The sequence below is a fragment of the Staphylococcus caeli genome (genome assembly GCF_900097965.1).
Lineage (GTDB): Bacteria > Bacillota > Bacilli > Staphylococcales > Staphylococcaceae > Staphylococcus > Staphylococcus caeli.
This window is the reverse complement of the sequence record NZ_FMPG01000010.1, coordinates 57,182-79,462: the sequence shown is the minus strand read 5'-3', so window position 1 is coordinate 79,462 and position 22,281 is coordinate 57,182. Positions and strand designations below refer to the sequence as shown.

General features: G+C 33.8%; 28 protein-coding genes, 1 pseudogene and 1 riboswitch. Of the genes and pseudogenes, 16 read left to right on the top strand and 13 right to left on the bottom strand.

Features of this window, described 5'->3' with window-relative positions; genetic code table 11:
- The first annotated feature begins 36 nt into the window (after nucleotides 1-36).
- Complete coding sequence (locus BJS11_RS13725; protein WP_159427260.1) at nucleotides 37-180, top strand: hypothetical protein; 144 nt, start codon at nucleotides 37-39, stop codon at nucleotides 178-180.
- Nucleotides 181-268: 88 nt separating this feature from the next.
- Here the strand turns inward: BJS11_RS13725 and BJS11_RS09980 are convergent, their stop codons facing one another.
- Both BJS11_RS09980 and BJS11_RS09975 read right to left on the bottom strand, forming a co-directional pair.
- A complete protein-coding gene (locus BJS11_RS09980; RefSeq protein WP_069995742.1) occupies nucleotides 269-1,573 on the bottom strand; it encodes a TrkH family potassium uptake protein in 1,305 nt (434 codons plus the stop codon).
- A 142-nt stretch (nucleotides 1,574-1,715) separates the two neighbouring features.
- Nucleotides 1,716-2,462, bottom strand: coding sequence for a poly-gamma-glutamate hydrolase family protein (locus BJS11_RS09975; RefSeq protein WP_069995741.1), 747 nt, complete (start codon nucleotides 2,460-2,462; stop codon nucleotides 1,716-1,718).
- A gap of 237 nt (nucleotides 2,463-2,699) precedes the next feature.
- On the opposite strand from BJS11_RS09975, the gene BJS11_RS09970 reads away from it, so the two are divergent.
- From BJS11_RS09970 to BJS11_RS09955, 4 genes are all read left to right on the top strand, one after another.
- A complete protein-coding gene (locus BJS11_RS09970; protein WP_081333109.1) occupies nucleotides 2,700-3,086 on the top strand; it encodes an SRPBCC domain-containing protein in 387 nt (128 codons plus the stop codon).
- A gap of 152 nt (nucleotides 3,087-3,238) precedes the next feature.
- Nucleotides 3,239-3,673 carry a redox-sensitive transcriptional regulator HypR gene (hypR, locus tag BJS11_RS09965; protein WP_069995739.1) on the top strand — a complete coding sequence of 145 codons (435 nt, stop codon included), beginning with the start codon at nucleotides 3,239-3,241 and terminating at the stop codon, nucleotides 3,671-3,673.
- Nucleotides 3,660-4,982, top strand: a complete 1,323-nt coding sequence (merA, locus tag BJS11_RS09960; RefSeq protein ID WP_069995738.1) for a hypothiocyanous acid reductase MerA — start codon at nucleotides 3,660-3,662, stop codon at nucleotides 4,980-4,982. The genes hypR and merA overlap by 14 nt, the downstream gene beginning before the upstream one ends.
- 87 nt (nucleotides 4,983-5,069) lie before the next feature.
- Complete coding sequence (locus tag BJS11_RS09955; protein ID WP_069995737.1) at nucleotides 5,070-5,489, top strand: GNAT family N-acetyltransferase; 420 nt, start codon at nucleotides 5,070-5,072, stop codon at nucleotides 5,487-5,489.
- Nucleotides 5,490-5,530: 41 nt separating this feature from the next.
- Here the strand turns inward: BJS11_RS09955 and BJS11_RS09950 are convergent, their stop codons facing one another.
- Nucleotides 5,531-5,755, bottom strand: a complete 225-nt coding sequence (locus BJS11_RS09950) for a hypothetical protein (RefSeq protein WP_069995736.1) — start codon at nucleotides 5,753-5,755, stop codon at nucleotides 5,531-5,533.
- A gap of 286 nt (nucleotides 5,756-6,041) precedes the next feature.
- Nucleotides 6,042-6,140: riboswitch (guanidine-I (ykkC/yxkD leader) on the top strand.
- Nucleotides 6,141-6,191: 51 nt separating this feature from the next.
- Between BJS11_RS09950 and BJS11_RS09945 the strand changes: the two genes are divergently transcribed.
- The 4 genes from BJS11_RS09945 (at nucleotide 6,192) to BJS11_RS09930 (ending at nucleotide 9,237) form a co-directional block, all read left to right on the top strand.
- Nucleotides 6,192-6,518: a DMT family transporter gene (locus BJS11_RS09945; RefSeq protein ID WP_069995735.1), complete on the top strand. Its 327-nt coding sequence runs from the start codon at nucleotides 6,192-6,194 to the stop codon at nucleotides 6,516-6,518.
- The gene (locus BJS11_RS09940) at nucleotides 6,518-6,832 is read left to right on the top strand and encodes a DMT family transporter (RefSeq protein ID WP_069995734.1); all 315 of its coding nucleotides are present in this window, start codon (nucleotides 6,518-6,520) and stop codon (nucleotides 6,830-6,832) included. Before BJS11_RS09945 ends, BJS11_RS09940 begins: the two co-directional genes overlap by 1 nt.
- Nucleotides 6,833-7,118: 286 nt before the next feature.
- Nucleotides 7,119-7,745: a LysE family translocator gene (locus BJS11_RS09935; RefSeq protein ID WP_069995733.1), complete on the top strand. Its 627-nt coding sequence runs from the start codon at nucleotides 7,119-7,121 to the stop codon at nucleotides 7,743-7,745.
- Between the two features lie 163 nt (nucleotides 7,746-7,908).
- The gene (locus BJS11_RS09930) at nucleotides 7,909-9,237 is read left to right on the top strand and encodes a PepSY-associated TM helix domain-containing protein (RefSeq protein ID WP_069995732.1); all 1,329 of its coding nucleotides are present in this window, start codon (nucleotides 7,909-7,911) and stop codon (nucleotides 9,235-9,237) included.
- Nucleotides 9,238-9,289: 52 nt separating this feature from the next.
- Here the strand turns inward: BJS11_RS09930 and BJS11_RS09925 are convergent, their stop codons facing one another.
- Nucleotides 9,290-9,619 (bottom strand): DUF4889 domain-containing protein, encoded by a 330-nt coding sequence (locus BJS11_RS09925; RefSeq protein ID WP_069995731.1) that lies wholly within the window; start codon nucleotides 9,617-9,619, stop codon nucleotides 9,290-9,292.
- Between the two features lie 140 nt (nucleotides 9,620-9,759).
- A complete protein-coding gene (locus BJS11_RS09920; RefSeq protein ID WP_069995730.1) occupies nucleotides 9,760-10,125 on the bottom strand; it encodes a magnetosome magnetite crystal formation protein family in 366 nt (121 codons plus the stop codon).
- A 131-nt stretch (nucleotides 10,126-10,256) separates the two neighbouring features.
- On the opposite strand from BJS11_RS09920, the gene BJS11_RS09915 reads away from it, so the two are divergent.
- A complete protein-coding gene (locus BJS11_RS09915; protein WP_069995729.1) occupies nucleotides 10,257-10,835 on the top strand; it encodes a histidine phosphatase family protein in 579 nt (192 codons plus the stop codon).
- Nucleotides 10,836-10,877: 42 nt separating this feature from the next.
- On the opposite strand, the gene BJS11_RS09910 is transcribed toward BJS11_RS09915, so the two are convergent.
- From BJS11_RS09910 to BJS11_RS09880, 7 genes are all read right to left on the bottom strand, one after another.
- Nucleotides 10,878-11,093, bottom strand: coding sequence for a hypothetical protein (locus tag BJS11_RS09910; protein ID WP_069995728.1), 216 nt, complete (start codon nucleotides 11,091-11,093; stop codon nucleotides 10,878-10,880).
- A gap of 304 nt (nucleotides 11,094-11,397) precedes the next feature.
- A complete protein-coding gene (locus BJS11_RS09905) occupies nucleotides 11,398-12,018 on the bottom strand; it encodes an NDxxF motif lipoprotein (RefSeq protein WP_069995727.1) in 621 nt (206 codons plus the stop codon).
- A 264-nt stretch (nucleotides 12,019-12,282) separates the two neighbouring features.
- Nucleotides 12,283-13,806: an alkyl hydroperoxide reductase subunit F gene (gene ahpF, locus BJS11_RS09900; protein WP_069995726.1), complete on the bottom strand. Its 1,524-nt coding sequence runs from the start codon at nucleotides 13,804-13,806 to the stop codon at nucleotides 12,283-12,285.
- A 16-nt stretch (nucleotides 13,807-13,822) separates the two neighbouring features.
- Nucleotides 13,823-14,392 (bottom strand): alkyl hydroperoxide reductase subunit C, encoded by a 570-nt coding sequence (ahpC, locus tag BJS11_RS09895; RefSeq protein WP_069995725.1) that lies wholly within the window; start codon nucleotides 14,390-14,392, stop codon nucleotides 13,823-13,825.
- Between the two features lie 369 nt (nucleotides 14,393-14,761).
- Nucleotides 14,762-15,028, bottom strand: a complete 267-nt coding sequence (locus BJS11_RS09890; protein ID WP_069995724.1) for a Txe/YoeB family addiction module toxin — start codon at nucleotides 15,026-15,028, stop codon at nucleotides 14,762-14,764.
- Nucleotides 15,028-15,285: a type II toxin-antitoxin system Phd/YefM family antitoxin gene (locus BJS11_RS09885; protein WP_069995723.1), complete on the bottom strand. Its 258-nt coding sequence runs from the start codon at nucleotides 15,283-15,285 to the stop codon at nucleotides 15,028-15,030. The genes BJS11_RS09890 and BJS11_RS09885 overlap by 1 nt, the downstream gene beginning before the upstream one ends.
- Nucleotides 15,286-15,393: 108 nt before the next feature.
- On the bottom strand, nucleotides 15,394-15,747 hold the full coding sequence (locus BJS11_RS09880; RefSeq protein ID WP_069995722.1) for a helix-turn-helix domain-containing protein: 354 nt from the start codon (nucleotides 15,745-15,747) through the stop codon (nucleotides 15,394-15,396).
- Nucleotides 15,748-16,088: 341 nt separating this feature from the next.
- On the opposite strand from BJS11_RS09880, the pseudogene nfsA reads away from it, so the two are divergent.
- The 6 genes and pseudogenes from nfsA (at nucleotide 16,089) to BJS11_RS13945 (ending at nucleotide 20,725) form a co-directional block, all read left to right on the top strand.
- A pseudogene (nfsA, locus tag BJS11_RS09875) lies at nucleotides 16,089-16,843 on the top strand (oxygen-insensitive NADPH nitroreductase).
- 85 nt (nucleotides 16,844-16,928) lie between these two features.
- A complete protein-coding gene (locus BJS11_RS09870; protein ID WP_069995720.1) occupies nucleotides 16,929-17,510 on the top strand; it encodes a hypothetical protein in 582 nt (193 codons plus the stop codon).
- A 308-nt stretch (nucleotides 17,511-17,818) separates the two neighbouring features.
- The gene (locus BJS11_RS09865; protein WP_069995719.1) at nucleotides 17,819-18,853 is read left to right on the top strand and encodes a PTS sugar transporter subunit IIC; all 1,035 of its coding nucleotides are present in this window, start codon (nucleotides 17,819-17,821) and stop codon (nucleotides 18,851-18,853) included.
- 12 nt (nucleotides 18,854-18,865) lie between these two features.
- Nucleotides 18,866-19,543 carry an L-serine ammonia-lyase, iron-sulfur-dependent subunit beta gene (gene sdaAB, locus BJS11_RS09860; RefSeq protein WP_069995718.1) on the top strand — a complete coding sequence of 226 codons (678 nt, stop codon included), beginning with the start codon at nucleotides 18,866-18,868 and terminating at the stop codon, nucleotides 19,541-19,543.
- 12 nt (nucleotides 19,544-19,555) lie between these two features.
- Entirely contained in the window at nucleotides 19,556-20,446 is an 891-nt protein-coding gene (sdaAA, locus tag BJS11_RS09855) for an L-serine ammonia-lyase, iron-sulfur-dependent, subunit alpha (protein WP_069995717.1), read from the top strand.
- 99 nt (nucleotides 20,447-20,545) lie between these two features.
- A complete protein-coding gene (locus BJS11_RS13945; protein ID WP_069995716.1) occupies nucleotides 20,546-20,725 on the top strand; it encodes a hypothetical protein in 180 nt (59 codons plus the stop codon).
- Nucleotides 20,726-20,819: 94 nt separating this feature from the next.
- On the opposite strand, the gene BJS11_RS09845 is transcribed toward BJS11_RS13945, so the two are convergent.
- The gene (locus BJS11_RS09845; protein ID WP_069995715.1) at nucleotides 20,820-22,199 is read right to left on the bottom strand and encodes an L-cystine transporter; all 1,380 of its coding nucleotides are present in this window, start codon (nucleotides 22,197-22,199) and stop codon (nucleotides 20,820-20,822) included.
- Nucleotides 22,200-22,281 lie beyond the last annotated feature (82 nt).

Below are 22,281 nucleotides of genomic sequence, written 5' to 3'. Positions count from 1 at the left end.
AACAATCTCTTGTTAAGTTTTAAGGATGTGGACAAAGTGAAAATAATAAAAGCACTTATAGCTATGGTGTTTTCAATGTTTGCCTTTATTTTTGCGAATGTGGCAATAGGTTGTGTCTGGTTTGCTATGTTGGCAATCTTTTCAATTTTTAAAGATAAAGACAATAATGAAACCGAATAATAAAATATAACCAAGTCTGGGTCATCATTAATGCCACAGACTTGGTTTTTTATGTGTTTCTAAATATATTAGAGTGCTATTTTTCTATTTATAAATGAACGTTATCTTTAGCGTAATAGAACAATTCTTTCTTTTCAGTTATAAATAATTGAATGAATGTCAGGATACCAATTTTCCCAATAAGCATCGTAACAATAATAATAATTTTGGTCATAGTATCGTATTCAGTTGTGAAATTCATACTTAAACCAACTGTGCCGAAAGCTGAAATTACTTCGAATAACACGGTTGTATAAGGTGTATGTGGGTTTAACATGCTTAGAATGAACGATACACTGAGTACATAGATAGTTGCAGAAAGTGAAATTGTAACGGCAATTCTCAACGTACGATCTGGTATAGATTTTTTGAAAATAGATGCATGAGTTTCGTTGCGTAACGTACTTTTGATAAAAAGTAATGTTAATACTAAACTTGTCACCTTGATTCCACCTGCCGAACTTACAGGTGCACCACCAATAAACATTAATAACATCATTATCATGGAAGTGGGAGCAGTAATTTGTCCCATATCAACAGAGTTAAAGCCAGCCGTTCGTGTTGTTACAGATTGGAAAAATGATGTGCCGATTTTTTCCAAAAGTGAAAAGTGATTTAATGTATTATGATTTTCTAAAATGAAGAAAATAACAGTTCCCACTACGATGAGTATTAATGATGTACTTAAGACAATTTTAGAATGTAACTTGAGCTTCGCTAATTTGTGTGATACTGCTAAATCTAGAAAAACGAGAGGTCCTAGCCCGCCCATTATAATTAATAAAGGAACTGTAATTGTGATAATTGGATCGCTTACTGTACTCATTAAGTTATCTTTGAACAAAGCGAATCCTGCATTGTTAAATGCTGAAATTGAAGTGAAAATACTCAAAAATAGTCCTTTACCAAGACCATATTTTGGCACGAATGATAATGCAATGCATAATGTACCTATCGCTTCGGTAACTAAACTGTACAAGACAAATTGCAACATTAGACGAATGATACCACCAGGCGTATCAATATTCCACATTGTCATAACTAGATAGCGACTTTTTAAGCTGATGTGCTTATTGATTAAGATAAATGTTAAAAGTGTGACTGTGACAATTCCCAACCCACCAATTTGAATTAATAACATGATTATGAGGTCGCCTAACCAATTAAATTGTGACGATACATCAACCGTGACTAATCCAGTTACTGTAAAAGCGCTCGCGGCAGTGAAAAATGCATCTATAAAATCCAGGTGACGGTTGCCTGTAACTGGTAAATATAGCAGAATTGAGCCAATCAAAGTTGTGGTAATAAAAAGTAATAGGTAAAAATATAAAGGCTTATTTAATATGCTCATTTGGTCATTTCCTTTACGATTTTAATCAACTGTATTTTATACCTATAGTTTAAAAAAGCAAGTAAATTTGTAAAGATTTTTGAAATTAAAAAACTAGAACTTCTGTTACTTTATAGAAATTCTAGTTTGTGTAGCCGCTATATTATTTTTTATGTGTTTGTGTTTTTACACCTTTTGTAACAGCTTCAGCAAAATCATAGATAGATTGCTTGTAGTTACTTGTATTTTCTCGTGTTTTTCTAGAAAGACTACTGTTATCAAAAAATGATTTGCGGTATTGTGTTGAAATTTCTAGTTGGACGCCTGAGCCAGTATCATTTTTATTAATAACGTTATTACTAGAGTCGCCATTTACATATTGCGGACTTTTTTCAACATTAAAGCCTTCTTTTTCTAATTCTTTTTTAATGGATTTAGCCATTGCTTTATCTTTGCCACCGATATAGACAACTTTCTTTTGTTCTTGTATGCCATGAATAGAGACAGCTTCATTTGATTCATTTGTCATTTTAATCAATTTTGGGTCATCAAAACGAGTAGATGTGATATGCAATTTTTGATTATTAGTCTTTAATAAGCCTTCGAAACTATATAGATTAAAGTCACCTTTTTTAGAAATGATTTTTGCTAATTCTGATGTTCCTGGTTCAATGCCACCACCATGGATAGCAGTTACAAGTATATCTTTATTGTTTGTTGTCTTAGCATTGACTTTCCAGTCACGGTGTTCCTTAGTATCTGACTTAAGTTCTGTAAAATTTTTATAGTGATCCTGATTTTCTGGTTGACCGTTTTTCCATACATATAGAAAATAGAGCGAAGCAAGGAGAATGCCAACAATGATCAACATAATTAGATAATATAAATAAGTATTAATGATATTTTTCATAAGAATCTCCTGTTATTGATAGTTACAATTATGACAGTATAACAGAACACTTATGGTTTTAATAATTATATATTGATTACAATTTTGTAAATTTGTATTGCACAATTTGTCATATTTTAATAAACGATAAATTGGTTTTTAGCAGTGAGTTATGTGCATATTACGATAAATATATGTAAAATTCATATTGTAAATCATAATAGAAAGGGGATGGATGATTTGGATATAGTGACAAAAATGCAGGTTAATGTTCCAAAAGAACGAGTGTTTGAAGCGTTTATAGACCCTGAGCAGATTGGAGGGTTTTGGTTTTCTTCAAGTTCCCAAAGATGGGAAGAGGGCAAATCAATTACGTTGCGATACAAAGAATATGATGCAGAACTAGATGTTCAGATAGAGCGTATTGATCTGAATAACATGATTGAATTTACGTGGGGACCACATCCAGTAGCAATCCATTTTGAAGATATGGGCCAAAATACAATAGTTACAACAATAGAAAAGCATTTTGATTCAACAGAGGTAGAGCAAATACTAGGTCAAAAAGAAGGCTGGGTATACATGTTAAGTTGTCTAAAGGCCTATATGGAACATGGTATATCGATTCGCGCTGCTATTTTATAATGAAAGATTGAAGTGAGTAGAGAAACCAGTGAATGGATTTTTCGCTCACTTTTTTTATAAAAATTGAAACGTAATCAAACAAAACACTTTTCAAAGAACTGTAAATATGTTTTAATGTAATTATAAAAGTTACAATTAAAAAGGTGATGTTCATGAATTTGGAATTTAATATTGCAGTGCACCTTCTGACGTTTTTAGCAAAGCACTCGGAGGAGCGTTATAGCAGTAATGAATTGGCGACACGTATTTGTGTAAACCCAGTACAGTTGCGTAGAGTTACACGCAGACTGACTGAACAACAATTTCTCAATGCTAGTCGAGGTAAGTATGGTGGTTATCAAGCGAATGCGCAGACAATGCGTGTGAATCTTGCGGATTTATTGGTGCTTTTCAGCGAGGAAAGATCTGACGGACGGTTATTTACAGGCGACGCTGGCAGTGATTGTGAAATTTCCCGGGAAATAGGGCAGACAATGTCTCGCTTTCACCAAAGAGAACAAGCCTTATTAATTGATTATTATAAAAATGTTTCGATTCATGATGTATTAAACGAAGTATTAAAGGAGGATTCTCATGAAAAAATTTGATTTAGTGATTATAGGATTTGGCAAAGGTGGCAAAACACTCGCGAAGTTTGCTGCAACACAAGGTAAAAAAGTTGCGGTTATTGAAAAATCTAAAGAAATGTATGGTGGTACATGCATTAATATTGGTTGTATCCCTTCAAAAACACTTGTTCATGAAGGATTGGAACATGGTTCATTTGACCAAGCATTTTCCAGAAAAAAAGGCGTTGTGACGGCGTTAAATAACAAAAATTATCATAATTTAGCAGATGATGACAATATAGAAGTACTTGATTATACAGCTAAATTTAAATCGAACCATGAAGTGAATTTATTAAATGAGCAAGATGAAATTGTAGAAACTGTAACAGCACCGAATATTGTTATCAATACAGGTGCAAAATCTGTGATCCCACCAATTGGAGGTGTAGAAACTTCAAAACATCTTTATGATTCTACCGGTATCATGAATTTAGATTTTCAACCTAAGAAATTAGTCATTGTAGGTGGCGGATACATTGCTTTAGAATTTGCATCTATGTTTGCGAACTTCGGTACACAGGTTACAGTATTAGAACGCGGCGAAGATATTATGCCGAGAGAAGACAAAGATATTGTTAAAGAAGTAAAAAAAGATTTAGCAGACAAAAACGTTAATATTATCTTAAATGCACAAACAGAGAAATTTGAAGATACTGATGCTGGCACAGTAGTTCATACAACTGACGGTACTTATGAAGCCGATGCAGTATTATTAGCAACTGGTCGTAAACCTAATACAGATTTAGATCTTGAAAACACAGATATTCAACTTGGTGAACATGGTGAAATTAAGGTAGATGAACATCTGCAAACGACGGCAACCAATGTTTATGCATTAGGTGACGTTAAAGGTGGTATGCAATTCACATACATTTCATTAGATGATTTTAGAATTGTGAAAGACCAATTATTTGGAAATGGTGAACGTTCTACGGAAAATCGTGGGGCTGTACCTTATACTGTATTCATTGATCCGCCTTTAGCTCGTGTAGGATTAACAACTGAAGAAGCGAAGGCGCAAGGTTATAATATCATTGAAAATGCAATACCAGTAAATACTATCCCTAGACATAAAATTAATAATGACCCAAGAGGTTTATTCAAAGCCGTGGTCAATAAAGATACTGAAGAAATATTAGGTGCAACTTTATATGGCTTGCAGTCTGAAGAGATTATTAATTTAGTGAAGTTAGCAATAGATCAAAAATTATCATACAAAGTATTAAAAACGAATATATACACACATCCAACAATGGTTGAATCATTTAATGACTTATTTAACATGTAAATATATAATATAGAGAAATGAATGGCTCGGGTCTAGTAAAGATCCGGGCTTTAATAATATGACATGATTAGATGGGTGTGAGGATAGATGGATATTGTATTCGATAAACGATTTAATGAGCAAGATATAGAGGATATGCTTCAAATTTATCATAATAATAATTGGCTTAAGCATGACCAAGATAAAGTTGTGACAATCTTTAGTAAAGCAACACACGTTGTCATAGCGAGAAACAATGGGAAAGTCATTGGATTTGTAAGGGCTATGTCAGACGATGTGTTTAATGCCGCTATATACGATGTAGTTGTAGATGTTGCTTATCAAGGAAAAGGTATTGGTAAAAAGCTCGTAAGTGAAATGCTTGAATATTTAGGGGACTTATCGTGTGTGCATTTGATTTCAACAACAGGGAATAACCCTTTTTATGAACAACTTGGCTTTAAAAGATTAAAAACTGGTATGGCTCGATATAAGAATACAAAATTAAAAGATGAGTATACTGTTTAAATGTGAACAGTTATACTCATCTTTGTTGTGTGCAATATGGTTTATAAAATATTGTGACTCACGTCCTCGTGGGAATAATTTTTCAATAAAGAACAACCTAATGGATGCTGACCATTATCAACATAGTGATTAATCTCTTCGAGTACGTCTAATATTTCATATTCTGGTGTTGCGATATCAAATGTATATTTAAATAATTGTTTTTTGTCTGATAGTACTGTGGCGATAAGTTCATCATTGTGCATTTTATAATTTAATAGTTGCATTGCAATCCCTCGCTTTTATTAAATTTCGATTCTACATCTAAAATAGTTAAATGAGAATAGATATCATTTTTATGTTCATCAGATTATAATTATTATAATCTGATGACTATTATACATTAAAATTCATAAAATGTAGAGGGAAAACACTTAAATATTTAGCAGAAATTAAAAAAATACACTATAGTATACAGTATAAAGCGCTTTCTTATTAAGAATAATTTTAAACTAGATTTTTTAAGCGGATTATTGCCACAATGAGTGTAATTTGATACAATTTAATTAATCGAATAAAGCTTTCTAGGGTTCCGTAATCATATAGATTAGTCTGGACCGAGAGAAAGCCACATATTTATATGTGACACGGAAGGATAAAAGCCTGGGAGATAGTGATTTATACTATCTCCCAGGCTTTTTATTTTATAAAGGAGGAATAACTATGAATTGGGTGAAAATAATTATTGCTTCTATGTTTGAAGTAGTATGGGTGATTGGATTAACGCATGCGACATCAGGTATTGAGTGGTTATGTACAATAATTGCAATATTTTTAAGTTTTTACTTACTTATTGATGCATCGAAAGTATTACCTGTTGGAACATCGTATGCAGTATTTGTTGGTTTAGGAACTACTGGTGTTACATTATTTGATTTTTTTGTATTTGCAGCGCCGTTCAGTATTACGAAAATTATTTTGATTTTAACATTATTAGCAGGTGTTATTAGTCTGAAGTTAGTAACATCTCATAGAGGAGAGGAAGTATAATGGCTTGGATTTTATTAGTTATAGCTGGCATATTTGAAATGTTGGGTATTACTTGTTTGAATGCCTATGTACAACGACGTCAAATGCGCGCAGTCTTTGGATTGGTCGTTTGTTTTGGACTAAGTTTTATTGCGTTATCTATCGCCATGATGTCACTTCCAATGAGTACAGCATACGCGGTATGGACAGGGATTGGAGCAGTGGGTGGCGCGTTAATTGGTATGATTTTCTACCATGAATCTAAAGATATTAAACGTGTGTTGTGTATTTTAGTGATATTGGGTAGTACTATTGGATTAAAATTAGTAAGTTAGCTATGAGTTATATTGATTTAACTAGATCTAATGAACAAAAAAAGACGACACATCTGTGTCGCCTTAAGAGTAATATGTTCATGAATATAAAAGACTAGTAGTCGGTTTCCAACTACATCTTTAATATAGCATATTTGATGAATACAGTTCAATAAAAAAGGTAAATAATTATATAGTAATTTTTTTGCAGTCAATGCTTTTTGAATTATATAAAATGTCGGTTCTATGATATTGTAATTATAGTATGTAATAAATACCGTAGAATAAAATAATAGGGGTGCATTTTATGGACGGATTAGTAGCATTTATTACAATTACATTATTGATTATTATTGTCCCGGGACCAGACTTTTTTGTAGTTATGAAAAATTCTATTACATCTGGTAAGGGGAACGGAGCTATGGCAGCTTTAGGTATTACAACGGGTCATGTTTGTTATTCCTTGTTAGCAATTTTTGGCATTATATTTATCTTAGCTAACATGTATTATGTGTTTTTAGCAATTAAGATAATGGGTGCCATATATCTCATTTATTTAGGTATGAGAAGTATTATTAGTGCAAGGCAAAGTATGAACTTTTCGACTTCACAAATGAAAGTTCAAAATGTCAGTTATTTAACTTCTTATAGACAAGGATTCTTTAGCACAATCTTAAATCCTAAAGCGTTGCTATATTACATAAGTATCTTACCGCAGTTTTTAAGTACCGGTGATGCGGTTACGGGGCAAATTGCAGTATTAAGCGCTATTGTCACAACCGTTATTCTTTTATGGTTTGTATTTTGTGTTTATATTTTTCAATATATTAAATTGCTTTTCACAAATAGAAAAGTGAAGGCAATCTTTGATTATACTGTTGGATCAATTTTAATAGGGCTATCATTAAATTTGTTATTAAGTAAAAGTAGTTGATCAAACAAAAGAGTCTTTTCATTTTTGAAAAGGCTCTTTATTTTATATAGTAATTTGAAAATTTCATATAATATTATCAATAAACTCTAAAAATATTCACAATTTATCTACATAATAATTTTGCTATTTATTTATAATATTACTGGGGAGAGGAGGATAAATCTTGAAAAATATTTTTAATCCATTACAAAGACTTCATTTTTACGCGGCACTATTTATTACACCTTTGCTCATTACGTTAACGATTTCGGGTATAGGGTATTTATTTTTCCAAGAAGTAGAAAATAATGTTTATAAAAATGAATTTTTTGGAGATAGTTCAGTAAAAACACATCAGTCGTTGAATCAAGCTGTGAATCAAGTAGAAGATAAATTTGATGGTTTTTACATAAGTAAAGTTAGTATTTTAGAAGAACCATATAATAAGAGAATTACATTAGATGATATGGCTGGTAATCAACGTTATGTGTTTTTAGATCATAATAATCAAATTGTAGCAGATCAGAATGCCAAACATACATATGCGAATGTGGTAAGAAATATACACAGTTCTCTGTTTACAGAAAATACCATTATTAATTACCTAGTTGAATTGACGGCATGTTGGACAATTTTTATGATATTGTCTGGTTCTTATATGCTTATTAAGAAAAAACTCATTACGAATAAAACTAAAAATTTAAAATTTCAAAAATGGCATGGTGTGCTTGGGATAATCATTGCGATACCAGTATTTGTGTTAGTGTTAACTGGATTGCCATGGTCTGGTTATATGGGGGCGAAAATAGCAAATGTCATGGATAACTCAGGTGAATTAGGGCAGTCAGAGCTAGCAATTAACCCACCAAAATCGGATGTAAATGAAATTCCTTGGGCTACACGAAATAACAAGCAGCCTGAATCTAAGAATGAATCTGCACATCATGGAAGTGGTGAGATGCCACGAACAGATATTGAAAAACAAATTTCAATAGATAAAGTTGTGTCGAATGCGCAAAAAGATGGAATTAGTAAGCCATTCTCTGTCGTATATCCGACAAGCGAAGAAGCGGCATTCACTGTTTCTAAGGGAAGCAATACGGGCGTGACTGGTTTAGATGTATCACCGGATGAGGAACAGACATTGTATATCGATCAATATAATGGTAAGTCCTTAGGAACAGTGGAATATCAAGAATATGGCATTATTGGAAAATGGTTTACATGGGGTATTCCATTACATGAAGGTCATTTATTTGGTATAGCAAATAAAGTTATTAATTTAATTGTATGTATTGCCTTATTAACAGCAATAGGTCTTGGGCTCACATCATGGATTAAGCGAATGAAATCAACGAATATTAAGGTTCCAAAAAGAATTAAGAAACCTATGTCAATCCCATTAGTGACTGGACTAGTCATTTTAGGTATTTTGATGCCACTATTTGGCTTTTCATTGATTATCGTCTTTTTAATCGAGTTGCTGCTCTATTTTAAAGATAAGAAAAAATAAATGAAAAAATGGAAGGTCACAAAAATGTGCCTTCCATTTTTCATTTATTATATTACATCTTCATCTCATGGATTTTCATCATTAAACCATGAGGGATATCATCATGTTCTACAACTTCTTTTTTATAAAATGTTTTACCATCATCTTTAGATACAAGTTTTACAAAGTCGCCTTTTTTAGGTTTGAAATCTTTGTCACCTTCGATTTTTACATTTTTAGTTACAAGCCCATCTTTTTCGCTTACTACTTTTTCAGCAGTAGTGCTATTAGACATATAGCCGTAGTATGTGCTCTTTTGACCAGATACCATCATGAAAATAGTGAATGCAACACCAATGATTACTAAAATACTAATTATAGATATTGTAAATTTTTTATTCATATTCTCTGTCTCCTTTAATGTTAAGAATAAAGGATTAGATTGTATTCGTATACATTGCACTTAAAATGTTACGAATTTTGTCAAAAATTAATTCGATTAAATTTAACTTACTAAGGTTCATGTGAGTGATTTGCCATTATTTATGGACGGAAAAAGGCATCTTCAGAAATAAGTACCATAATTCCACGATAAACATTTTTAATTGTGTACCAAATTGTAAGTATTAGCAAAATGATTGCAATCGTAATACTGATAACAGTTAATGTTGTAGAAGTATGATTCAATAAGACACCACTCATGGCAGCACTGATAATTAAAAATATTGGTCCTAGGTACGTTATAATGTGATAGACTAACGATTTAGCTGCATGATTTGACGTTTGTTTACTTGCGAAAATCCACACAACAATAGGAACAATGAGTGGTGCGAAAAAAATACTGAGATAGCATATAGCTGCTAGTACACGTTCGCTTTGTGTATTTTGTTGAAATGTTTGATTATTCATTGATTTCACCTCAATTAAAATGATAACAATGAATATTGGGGAAATATTAGTGTAAAGTTTAATATTACACTATTGTTAGATTGCGTTAGCACAACTTAAATCATATTTAGAAAGAAATGGAGATTATAAAAATGAAAATATATTTAGTGCGCCATGGAGAATCACAGTCAAATTATGATAAGAAGAACGGTAAGAATTACTTTTGTGGACAACTAGATGTCCCTTTAACGGAAAATGGAGAACAAGCCGCCCAATCGTTGCAAAAGTATTTTGAAAATAAGACCATCGATTGTGCATATGTTTCGGATTTATTGCGAACACGTCAAACGTTCAATGCAATTTTTAATAATTCGATACCAAGTCGTATGACGCCATTATTAAGAGAGCGTTCGCTTGGAATTTTTGAAGGTGAAATGGTGACGGACATTGAGCAGAATACTAAGTATAGTCGTTTCTTTGAAGATGAAGCTTACAGTTCATTCCGTCATAGTTTTACACAGAAAGCACCTGAAGGAGAGAGTTATAGCGATGTCATGGAGCGTGTGGTACAATTCTTTAATGAAGTAGTCGATGATTCCATGTCCTCTATTGTAATTGTGGCACATCAAGTGGTTATTCGATGTTGTCTAGTCTATTTGGGTTATGATTCTGAAGAAACAGTAATTGATAGAAAAATAGAAAATTGTGTACCTTATGAGGTAGAAAAGTAAATATTAAACAAAAAACCTGAGCCGTCATGTTTACGGTTCAGGTTAATATTTTTTGGCTGCTGTTAAGCTATCATGAAATCCTTGGAATAGTGTATTGAAATTGTCTAGGAAACTACCAACAATAACGGCAAGTATGACGTAAGTAACGCTAAGAGCGATTGTTTTAAAAGAAACAACGCCATATTTTTCTTTCTTCTCAAAGAGATTAAAAGCTATGAAGATAGCAGCCATTGCACCAATTAATATAGTTAATATCATAAAGGTGACCTCCTTAAAATAATTGAGTGGCTGTGCTTCGATGCATTTGTTTTATTACTTAAATTTATGATAACAAATGTCACTTTAAGAAAAAAAGGAAAGTTGTATTAAAAAACCTTACAATTAAGTAAGGTTTTTTACAGAAATAAGTCATTGGTGAACATAGAGGGTGCTCGAATAGACGCAAAGCCCTTTGTCATCATGGAAAGGTGACATGTAATCATTTTGTAACTTATTCCAATTGTTGTTAATTAAATTGATTAGCATGCTAAGTATGATATGAAAAGAGACACAAAGTTGTCACTTATTTATCAACTGCGTCAGTCTTAATTTCTTTTTCTTTCAAGAATTTTTTAATTTTATCTTGTTGTTTGCCGTTTACGTCACCAGCATATTTTGTTGAAACATCAACGACATTGAGTTCATTTTGCGGTTGATAGTCTAATTGTTCAATATCTTCATCCGCGTTACTAATTGTACTGTTTAATGCTTTAAAATAAGTAATAATGCGATCTACATTTTCTTTATAACCTTTTGGTAAAGTATTATTTTTTACAAATTTTTCAAAACGGACATCATTTTTAACTGCATTATGTGATAGTTCTGATAAGCGCTTGGCTTGCTTATCTGTGATTTTAGTATCTGTCCCCGTTTGTTTATCAAGCTTATATTGAATTAAATATTTGTTGTCGAGAATATCTGAATTTACATCTAAGTATTTTTTGATTGCCTGATTTGCTTCGTCTTCGCTTAATTGCTCACCTTTTTTATCCGAACTGAATATATCTTGCTCAGTGATTTTTTTAACATTAGTAGGTGCATGTTTCTCGCTATAGCTATTGTCATCATCTGAATCGCCATTGGAACAAGCTGCAAGTATAACAGTTAGTACTAGAACTAACGAAAATAGTATTCTTTTTTTCATAAAATAAAACTGCTCCTTTAATCGTAATCGTCGAGTATAACATTACAGAATTTCTAAACGCGCTTATAAAAAATTATAACTTAAGCGTATCATGTCGTGCTATTGATTTGAATGATGGATTCAGAAATAAACGCACAATCTTTTGAACAAAAAGCTATAAAAGAATTCTTTAATGTTGGAAAGAGGGTAGTGTTTGAAAAAACGACAAAAAACCAAGCAAGTTATAATAACCTGCTTGGTTTAATAATGCATGATGTTATGGGATTAGTGTCTGATAATATAGTCAAACGCATTTAGTGCTGCGTTCGCACCGGCTCCCATAGAAATGATAATTTGTTTATTTCGATCATCTGTGACATCCCCAGCAGCGAAAATGCCCGGGATATTTGTCGCGTTTTTACGATCAATTATAATTTCATTGGCTTCGTTCAATTCTACATAGTTATTTAACCATTCGGTATTTGGTAATAATCCGATTTGAACGAAAATACCGTCTAACGTTAATGTGTTTATGTCACCTTGAACTTTGTCTTTGTATTTAATACCTGTAACAGCATTATCACCAAGGACTTCAGTTGTTTGGGCATTCTTAATAATAGTAACGTTAGATAAGCTATTTAAACGATCTTGTAACACGTTATCTGCTTTAAGCTCAGCGTTACGCTCAAGCAATGTAACATGTTTAACGATACCGGCTAAGTCGATTGCAGCTTCGACACCAGAATTACCGCCACCTACTACTGCAACGTCTTTATTTTCAAATAAAGGACCATCGCAATGTGGGCAGAATGCTACACCTTTATTAATTAGTGCTTCTTCGCCAGGTACTTCGAGTTTGCGCCAACGTGCACCCGTTGAAATGATAACAGTCTTACTTGTCAATTGAGCCCCATTATCTAGAGTGATGTTGATACCATCATCTGTTTTTCCGAGTGCATCGGCACGCACACCAGTCATCACATCAACATCATATTGATTAATATGATCTTCTAGTGCAGAAGCGAATTTAGGGCCATCCGTTTCTTTTACAGTAACGAAATTTTCAATCGTAGCTGTATCATTGACTTGGCCACCGATACGATCGGCAACAATACCTGTACGCAAGCCTTTACGCGCAGTATAAACTGCTGCCGTACCACTCGCAGGACCGCCGCCAACGATGAGCACGTCATATGGTGCTTTGTCGTTAAATTCATTTGGGTCTGCTTGGCTACCAAGATTTGTTAAAATATCTTGAATTGTCATACGACCATTACCAAATTCTTCACCGTCTAAGAAAATAGCTGGAACTGCCATAATGTTTTCAGATTCTTCTTTGAAAATGGCACCATCTATCATAGAATGCGTAATATTTGGGTTTAATAGACTCATTAAATTCAAAGCTTGAACGACATCTGGACATTTTTGGCACGTTAAACTAATATACGTTTCAAAATTCAGTGGGCGATCAATCGCTTTGATTTGATTGATAACGGATGCTTCTTCTTTAGGTGCGCGCCCACTAACTTGTAGTAAAGCGAGCACAAGAGAATTAAATTCGTGACCCATTGGTAAACCAGCAAAAGTAATACCTGTATCTTCACCAGGTCTGTTTACTGAAAAGCTAGGTGTACGTTTTAAGTCAGCTTCTTCTATTGAAATATGAGAAGACTCGGCAGATACTTCATCTAGTAAAGCCTTAAGCTCTTTTGATTTGTCGTCGTCACCTAAACTTGCCTTGAGAACGACATCGCCTTCCATCAATTGAAGTAGTTGTTGTAATTGTGATTTAAGCTGATCATTTAGCATTTAAATCAATGCCTCCTTAGATTTTACCTACTAAGTCAAGACCAGGTTGTAATGTTTCTGAACCTTCTTCCCATTTCGCTGGGCAAACTTCTCCTGGGTGTTGACGTACATATTGTGCTGCTTTGATTTTGTGAACTAATGTGCTAGCGTCACGACCAATACCGTCAGCATTAACTTCAGCTGCTTGTACAACGCCGTCTGGATCTACGATAAACGTACCACGTTGTGCAAGACCTACTTCTTCATCTAATACATCGAAGTTGCGTGTGATTGTTTGAGAAGGGTCACCAATCATTGTGTATTGGATTTTGTTAATAGCTTCAGAATGATCATGCCATGCTTTGTGTACAAAGTGAGTATCTGTTGATACTGAATACACGTTTACACCTAATTCTTGTAATTTGTCGTATTGATTTTGTAAATCTTCTAATTCAGTTGGACAAACGAATGAAAAGTCTGCTGGGTAGAAGCAAACTACGCTCCATGAACCTTTTAAGTTTTCGTCTGTAACTTCTAAAAATTCATCCTTTTGTGGATCGTAAGCGTTAGCTGTAAATGGTAAAATTTCTTTATTTATTAATGACATAAAAACATCCTCCTATTATGTGTTAATGTATTTTCAATTAGAATTAGATAAAGTGGATAACTCCATTTCTTAATTATAATAATTCTAATCTTCGTAATCTATTATTGCATTTCCCTAATTGTTAGTCAACAAAGATGCTATGATAAGTGAATTGCTAAAAAATTGGTGTACAATGATAACTTTAATCTAGAAATGGAGACGATTTCCTTTTACTAATTGTACAAGATTCTACAAAAATTAACACTGTATATATATTAAATAGCCTTTCAATTCTCAACTAAACATTTGAAATGAGAAGAAAGGCTATTTGTGAAAGTTAATTAAGTTGTATGGTAGTTACGATTTTGATAGTAAAGTTTTTGAGAATAATTATTCATAATGAGACCAAGCAGAATAAATCATAACTACTTTTTTGTCTTCGTCGACTGTATAAACAACTTTATGCTGATAATTGATACGTCTTGAATAACGACCTAAATGTTTTGGCTGCAATTTCTCAAAAGATTGAGTAGGTGAATAAGGGTCTTTTTTCAATGTTTCAATAATGTTTAAAAATTGATTTTTAAGTTGAGATTGCTTGAGCTTTTTTAAGTCTGATTTTGCAGAATTTTTAATGACAACTATATAATTATTCATTATAGGTTGTCCCAATCTATGTCATCTACATTTGTATGACCACTTTGATCTTGTTCTCTTGCTCTGACTTTATCTAGCGTTCCAGTCGACTCGAGGTATAAAGTTTCTTGAATACTGTTCCAATCTTTTTGACCAATAATTACTGCATTATTTTCTGTATTAGAACTGTTGATATATACAGGCTCATTATTGTCATTTACTTGTTTTAGAAGTTCATAGAATTCTTTTCTCGCGTTAGTAGGTGATTTTATATTCATAAGTTATCACAACCTTTCAATTACTATCATTCTAACGTACTTAAAACCGTACGCGAAGTGAAATGCAGCAACAATGGACCAATCGTATGCCCCAACTTCAAGGTTATACTAATTCAAGGATTGTATCATCCACCAAATCATACCGGCGACGGGAAAGAACAGCCACCAGAATCTCGCTAAAAATTCCCAACCGTTCATAGGGTGTGATTTCTTAAGGGCGTTAACGGGTTGTTGATAGGTATCGATAATTATTCTTTTGAATTGTTTATCTCCTTTGATGAGTTCGTCTAAAGTAACATCAAGAAGGTCACTCACTTTACTCAATATATCTATACTTGGATAAACTTTATTTAGCTCCCACTGTGAGATACTCTGTCTAGTAATGCCTAGTATTTCCGCTAATGCTTCTTGAGACCAGTGCTTTTGCTCGCGTAACACTTTGATTTTTGCACTTATTTCCATAGTAATCACTCCCTTTATTTTTAAAATAATAAAAGTTATGTAACACGTCATGCACCAAATTGTGTGTTTTGTTGCAACTGAAGGATATATCGATGATGGCAATGGTTTAATTTCAGTTATTGTGTGCAATTTCTTCCTATTAAGTATAACCGCAATTACACTTTTATATTAATTATGTAAGTTTAATTCAAATTTTTAACAAATAGGGGTCTCACTGAATAAATTTAAAATAATTTTTAGAAAGATTTTAAGTATGTAAAAAAATGGGTAAAACATAAAGAAGGTATTTGCTATATGAATTTGTTAAGCTTGGGTTACATATAGAAAGAGGAGCGGATAAGATGTCTGATTACGTGTACAATTTACTTAAAAACACCATTCAGTTAGAAATTTTAAAAAAGAAACTATTCCAGAAACGCGAATAGAACAACTTGTTGAAGCAGGTCAAAGCGCTTCAACTTCAAGTTACCTACAAACATACTCAATTATTGGTATCAATGACCCAGAAATTAAGATGCAATTGAAGGAAGTGTCAGGTCAGCCTTATGTGGTTGAAAATGGTTATCTTTTTGTCTTTATAATGGACTATTATAGACATGCCATTATTAATGAAAATGCTGATTATGACATGGAAACTTCATTCGAATCAGCGGAAGGTCTACTTGTTGGAACGATTGATGCGGCATTAGCAGCACAAAATATTGCTGCGACAGCTGAAGATATGGGTTACGGTATTGTTTATTTAGGCTCACTTAGAAATGATGTTGGGCGAGTTAGAAAGATTTTAGACTTACCTGAGCATACCTTCCCATTATTTGGTATGGCGATGGGCGTTCCAGCCGATGATGAAAATGGTAGTGCTAAACCTCGCTTACCATTAGAACATGTCTTCCATCAAAATCGTTATAATCACGATAAAGAAAGTCAACGTCACGAAATAGAAGCATTTGATAAAACAGTGAGTGATTATTATAGTGCACGTACAAATGGGGAACGTAAAGAAACATGGTCGCAACAAATTGCGCAGTTTATGAGCTCAAAACAAAGACTAGATATGTTAGAGCAACTGAATAAAGCAGGATTTATAAAAAAATAATGGCTATTTAATAATGAAAATTATTTTTCAATAAAGCTGTTCTAGTAGGTTTGCTGAAATGTTTTACGAAAAAGGGGGGAGTACGTTGAACATATTTGGGCGATGGTTTAGAAAGAAAGTAAGTAATACAGAAAAAAGTTATGATCAAGATAACTATATCTATACATCAAATAGTCAACTTACCCCTGACGAAGCGCAAGCTTATTGGGAGAAAGTAGCACGTAAACTTATTGTTGGTGCGATTAATTCAGTAGATCATACTGCAGAACGAATCTTTATACTCGTGTCTTTTGACGATAAAATGCCGTCCATAGATATCTTTTTCCAAATGAATGGTCAAATAAGAATGTGGAATGACTTAGATAATGCAATGCATAAACGTGTGATTTCAAATAGTCTCGTCACTCAAGCACCTAATGTGGTGAAACAAGTGAATTGTGTTTATAATAACGCGGGATTAACACGCTTGGCCTACGCTCAAGTGCAGTATGAATTTGAAAGTAAGACCTGGTATTTGCATGATGTGACACAAAATAGTATTGAATCACAATTGGACAAAGAACCAGCATTTTTAAAATGGTTTGACGATGTTTCAAAATGTGTTGAAGGTCTCCCATTAGATAGTAAACATAAAATTACTTGGGGACCTTTCAAACCAGAATTCTAACAATTACTGTGTATACTAAATCGCGTTAATACGTATAGAAAAATCATATGTAGAAATAATATAGTAACCCTTCGCTAAATCATGGTTGATTTGGTGAGGGGTATTTTTTGTGAAAAATTTTAAAGTTATGAGTAGAAAATTATAGAGGTAATTGAAATAGAAACCGAATTCATTATTTTGTGAATACATTCACAAAAAGTTCGAAAAAACCTAAATATTCATATTGTAAGAGTTTTCATAAAATTTTATTATGTAGTCGACGAAGATTTAAAAATGCAATTAAACGGAATAGAAAGAGGTTATATGAAATGGATATTATTTTAGGTGTGGGAACTTTATTAATTGTATTGTTAGCGATGACTTTATTTTTGAATTTTGCTCCCTATGGTAAAAAAGGTCTTCAAGCTTTATCGGGTGCTGCTTGTGCTACATTTCTGCCGCAAGCTTTTCTAAGCTACGCAATTGGTGGTGTATTTGATATTAAGTTTTTACAAGAAATAGGAGATCTGGCTGGGAGTTTAAGTGGTGTGGCAGTTGGATTTTTAACGTGTTTGAAACTGGGTGTTTCTCCAGTGTTTGCAGTGATTGTAGGACTCGTACTGCATGATTTTAAACTATTACCGGCATTTTTAGCAGCGTATATCATTTCGTTTGCAATTAAATTTATCGAGAAAAAAGTACCAGAAGGTTTAGATTTGATTACGGTGATTTTATTTGCACCTGCTGTAGCATTTTTATTGGCAAGTATCATGAGTCCCGGAGTGATTGCACTTTTGCATCAAATTGGTAGTGCAGTGACTGCGGTTGGTGATAATAATCCTTACGTACTCGCTACAATACTAGGGTTAATCATTCCAGTAACTGGTATGACACCACTAAGTTCAATGGTATTGACAAGTTTACTAGGATTGACTGGTTTGCCAATGGCGATAGGGGCGTTGACGTGTACAGGAAGTTCATTCGTGAACTTTATCATGTTCCGACAGTTGAAAATAGGTAATGCTTCAAAGGCATTTGCAGTGGCAATTGAGCCATTAACGCAAATCGATATTATAGCGAAATATCCACTCCAGCTTTATGGTACGAATGCAATTATTGGCGTTGTGAATGCTTGTATCGTGACATTTAGTGGACTTGTTATAAATGTGACAGGTATGGCTACACCAATCGCCGGAGCAATTGTCTTATTTGGTTTTAATGAACCGATACGTGCAGTAGTAACGATTGTGACTGTAGCGATTGTAAGCATACTGTTAAGTCTTGTTATTGGTAAGACATTGAATAAATTTAACATGACACGATTGAATTTTAATTTACCGCGTGTAAAAAAACATGCAAATTAAGGAGAGATATGTATGGCTAGAAAGCAGGACTACCAAAGCGCCTTTGACGTAATTGGGCCAATTATGATGGGACCTTCGAGTTCACATACAGCAGGCGCAGTGAAAATTGGAAATGCAGCAAGAACAATATTACAAACCAATCCGCAAAGCATTACAATACATTACTATGAATCTTTTGCTTCTACGCATAAAGGACATGGCACAGACTTAGCCATAGTGGGAGGTGCAATGGGATACAATACGTTTGATGAACGTATCAAGCATTCCATTGATATTGCAGAAGAACAACAGATAGATGTTGAAATTATTGAAGAAACCGGTACAAGTTTAGGTGAACATCCTAACTGTGCACTAGTGAAATTAGATGGGTCTGATCGTCACGTAGAGATTAATGGAATTTCTATAGGTGGTGGAACGATAAAAATTAAGAGTATTCACATCAATGGTTTGTGTATACTCATGAATCATGGCCTACCAATACTCGTCATAGATGGAAAAGCAAATATAGCAGTCATTAATCACTTAATTAATGATTTGATTGAACATGATATCGATATTAATGAAGAAATAAAAACTATAAATAAAGATAAATGTTTGCTTGCGTTACATCTTAACAAGCAATTATCTGAAGCAATTTTAACCGAAATCAATGAGAAATATAATGACTTGAATTTTTCTTATATAAATTAGAGGAGGCGTCACATGTTTAATTCGATGCAAGAAATCATAGATTATGCAGTGGAACATGATATAACATTTTCCGAAATAATGATTCAAGAAGAAATGTCGTTGAAAGGTATTTCAAGAGATGAAGTGAGAGCACTTATGAAACAGAATATTGATGTGATGAGAGATGCACTAGAAAAAGGTTTGTCAGGAGAAGGCGTGAAGAGTGTAACAGGATATACTGGACAGGATGCAGTGAAATTAGCGAGATATAGTGAAACGTCCCATCCACTTTCAGGGCATGAAATGGTAGAAGCATTGAAAGGTGCGATTTCAACGAATGAAGTCAATGCTGCGATGGGTATTATTTGTGCGACACCAACTGCAGGTTCTTCCGGCACCATTCCAGGCATATTATTTAAACTAGAAAAATCACATAATTTGTCAATGAATCAAATGATCGATTTCCTATTTGCGGCAGCTTTATGTGGTAAAGTAATTGCTAATAATGCAAGTGTAGCTGGCGCTATTGGTGGGTGCCAAGCAGAGGTCGGGTCCGCGTCAGCTATTGCGGCAGCGGCTGCTGTGGAAATTTTTGGTGGATCACCGCAAGCAAGTGGTCATGCAATGGCACTCGCTATCAGCAATTTGTTAGGGTTAGTGTGCGATCCTGTCGCAGGATTAGTAGAAATACCATGCATTATGCGAAATGCAATAGGATCAGGAAATGGATTGATATCGGCAGACCTTGCATTAGCAGGTGTGGAAAGTAGAATTCCGGTGGATGAAGTCATTGAAGCGATGGATAAGGTAGGGCGAAACCTTCCTGCTTCCTTAAGAGAGACAGGTATAGGTGGCCTTGCAGGTACCCCGACTGGTGAAGAAATTAAACGCAAAATATTTGGTCCATCAACTGTTGGTTCCTAAAAATTAGTGAATACTTACGTTGAATTTTAAAAAAATTGTGAAAATTAAATTGAAAAAGTGATTCTTTCCCACTAAACTGAATGTGAAGAGGTGGGAGCGATGTTACTTAAGCTGGGACTCATATTTTTAGCATTTATTATCAGCAGTATACTAACATATTATTTAACAACCGATGGCACATGGTTAAATTTATTATTTAAGTCACTGTCTTTAAGTTTGATCATTGTGTTCTTATTCAATTATATAAAATTCATGATAGATATTAAGCGTAAGGACTAGAATTGAAAAAATGAAATTAAAAAGTTGGCACACATGCTACATGACTCGTGAATTGAGCGTGTAGAAACTTATGTGTGCCAACTTTTATTTGTTACTAATTTGTGATTTCAGCATATGTTTTGTCGTTATAAACATCTTTATCCAAGTTGTTTGTTAATTTTGCCGTACCAGTACCAGCAAGTATTGAGTCATTGACATTAAGTGCAGTACGACCCATGTCTATTAACGGCTCTACAGAAATTAAGACCCCCGCTAGTGCTACCGGTAAGTTCAAAGTTGATAATACAATGATGGAAGCGAATGTTGCGCCACCACCAACACCAGCAACTCCAAAGGAACTAATAATAACAACCCCGATAACAGAAAGGATGAATTGCCAATTAATTTCGACGCCAGCAGCTGGGGCAACCATGATGGCTAACATTGCTGGATAAATACCGGCACAACCATTTTGCCCGATAGAGAGTCCAAATGAAGCGGAAAAGTTAGCAATGCCATCTGGAACGCCTAATCTATTTTTCTGTGTTTGTACATTTAATGGTAAAGAACCTGCGCTTGAACGAGAAGTGAAGGCGAATAGTAACACTTCAGCAGTTTTCTTAGTGAATGTCACAGGGTTCAAACCTATGCCAGAGACAATAATAAGATGAATCACATACATTGTAATCAATGCCGCATAGGAAGCGATAACAAATTTTCCTAAAGTCCAGATTGCGCCAAAGTCACTTGTTGCAACAGTTGAAGTCATGATTGCTAAGATGCCATAAGGCGTTAAACGTAATACGAATGTAACGATAGCCATTACTAAATTGTATAGTGCATCAATACCACGTTTAAGTATGTGACCACTTTCAGGTTGTTTACGCATAACACGTAAGAAAGCAAATCCTATAAATGCTGCAAAGATAACGACTGCAATTGTAGAAGTTGTACGTTGTCCCGTGAAATCTAAGAAAGGATTGCTAGGCAATAATTCTAAGATTTGTTGTGGTAATGTATTTGCAGTCATATCTTTTGCTTGACTCGCAATTTCACTACCTCTTGAACTTTCGGCGCTACCTAAGTCGATAGAAGAAGCATCTAAACCAAAAACTAGTGCAGAAATGATACCGATCACGGCTGATATAGCTACAGTACCTATTAAGAAAATGAAAATATAAACACCAATTTTAGCGAACTTATCACCAATTTTAATTTTAGTAAATGCTGAAACTATTGATATAAATATAAGAGGCATAACAATCATTTGTAGCAATGCAATATAGCCATCACCTACAATGCTAAACCAATCAATCGTTTGCTTCGTAACCTTTGCGTCCACACCATAAATTAAATGAATCGCGATACCGAAAACGATACCAATCCCTAATGCTGAAAAGACACGTTTAGGGAATGAAACATGTTTTTTTGCCATTACATATAATCCGATGAGGAAGGCCACAAAAATAATGATGTTAAGAATAGTAAATAACATAAAAAAAGACCTACCTTTGCTTATTTTTGAAATCCGATATGCATACTAAGGATATTAGTAATTTCGATAATATTCAAGTCTA

Bases quoted from the DNA above. Each gene is read 5' to 3' on its own strand.
- BJS11_RS09980 (WP_069995742.1), bottom strand. From the start codon at position 1,573: ATGAGCATATTAAATAAGCCTTTATATTTTTACCTATTACTTTTTATT.
- BJS11_RS09975 (WP_069995741.1), bottom strand. From the start codon at position 2,462: ATGAAAAATATCATTAATACTTATTTATATTATCTAATTATGTTGATC.
- BJS11_RS09970 (WP_081333109.1), top strand. From the start codon at position 2,700: ATGCAGGTTAATGTTCCAAAAGAACGAGTGTTTGAAGCGTTTATAGAC.
- hypR (WP_069995739.1), top strand. From the start codon at position 3,239: ATGAATTTGGAATTTAATATTGCAGTGCACCTTCTGACGTTTTTAGCA.
- merA (WP_069995738.1), top strand. From the start codon at position 3,660: ATGAAAAAATTTGATTTAGTGATTATAGGATTTGGCAAAGGTGGCAAA.
- BJS11_RS09955 (WP_069995737.1), top strand. From the start codon at position 5,070: ATGGATATTGTATTCGATAAACGATTTAATGAGCAAGATATAGAGGAT.
- BJS11_RS09950 (WP_069995736.1), bottom strand. From the start codon at position 5,755: ATGCAACTATTAAATTATAAAATGCACAATGATGAACTTATCGCCACA.
- BJS11_RS09945 (WP_069995735.1), top strand. From the start codon at position 6,192: ATGAATTGGGTGAAAATAATTATTGCTTCTATGTTTGAAGTAGTATGG.
- BJS11_RS09940 (WP_069995734.1), top strand. From the start codon at position 6,518: ATGGCTTGGATTTTATTAGTTATAGCTGGCATATTTGAAATGTTGGGT.
- BJS11_RS09935 (WP_069995733.1), top strand. From the start codon at position 7,119: ATGGACGGATTAGTAGCATTTATTACAATTACATTATTGATTATTATT.
- BJS11_RS09925 (WP_069995731.1), bottom strand. From the start codon at position 9,619: ATGAATAAAAAATTTACAATATCTATAATTAGTATTTTAGTAATCATT.
- BJS11_RS09920 (WP_069995730.1), bottom strand. From the start codon at position 10,125: ATGAATAATCAAACATTTCAACAAAATACACAAAGCGAACGTGTACTA.
- BJS11_RS09915 (WP_069995729.1), top strand. From the start codon at position 10,257: ATGAAAATATATTTAGTGCGCCATGGAGAATCACAGTCAAATTATGAT.
- BJS11_RS09910 (WP_069995728.1), bottom strand. From the start codon at position 11,093: ATGATATTAACTATATTAATTGGTGCAATGGCTGCTATCTTCATAGCT.
- BJS11_RS09905 (WP_069995727.1), bottom strand. From the start codon at position 12,018: ATGAAAAAAAGAATACTATTTTCGTTAGTTCTAGTACTAACTGTTATA.
- ahpF (WP_069995726.1), bottom strand. From the start codon at position 13,806: ATGCTAAATGATCAGCTTAAATCACAATTACAACAACTACTTCAATTG.
- ahpC (WP_069995725.1), bottom strand. From the start codon at position 14,392: ATGTCATTAATAAATAAAGAAATTTTACCATTTACAGCTAACGCTTAC.
- BJS11_RS09890 (WP_069995724.1), bottom strand. From the start codon at position 15,028: ATGAATAATTATATAGTTGTCATTAAAAATTCTGCAAAATCAGACTTA.
- BJS11_RS09885 (WP_069995723.1), bottom strand. From the start codon at position 15,285: ATGAATATAAAATCACCTACTAACGCGAGAAAAGAATTCTATGAACTT.
- BJS11_RS09880 (WP_069995722.1), bottom strand. From the start codon at position 15,747: ATGGAAATAAGTGCAAAAATCAAAGTGTTACGCGAGCAAAAGCACTGG.
- BJS11_RS09865 (WP_069995719.1), top strand. From the start codon at position 17,819: ATGGATATTATTTTAGGTGTGGGAACTTTATTAATTGTATTGTTAGCG.
- sdaAB (WP_069995718.1), top strand. From the start codon at position 18,866: ATGGCTAGAAAGCAGGACTACCAAAGCGCCTTTGACGTAATTGGGCCA.
- sdaAA (WP_069995717.1), top strand. From the start codon at position 19,556: ATGTTTAATTCGATGCAAGAAATCATAGATTATGCAGTGGAACATGAT.
- BJS11_RS13945 (WP_069995716.1), top strand. From the start codon at position 20,546: ATGTTACTTAAGCTGGGACTCATATTTTTAGCATTTATTATCAGCAGT.
- BJS11_RS09845 (WP_069995715.1), bottom strand. From the start codon at position 22,199: ATGTTATTTACTATTCTTAACATCATTATTTTTGTGGCCTTCCTCATC.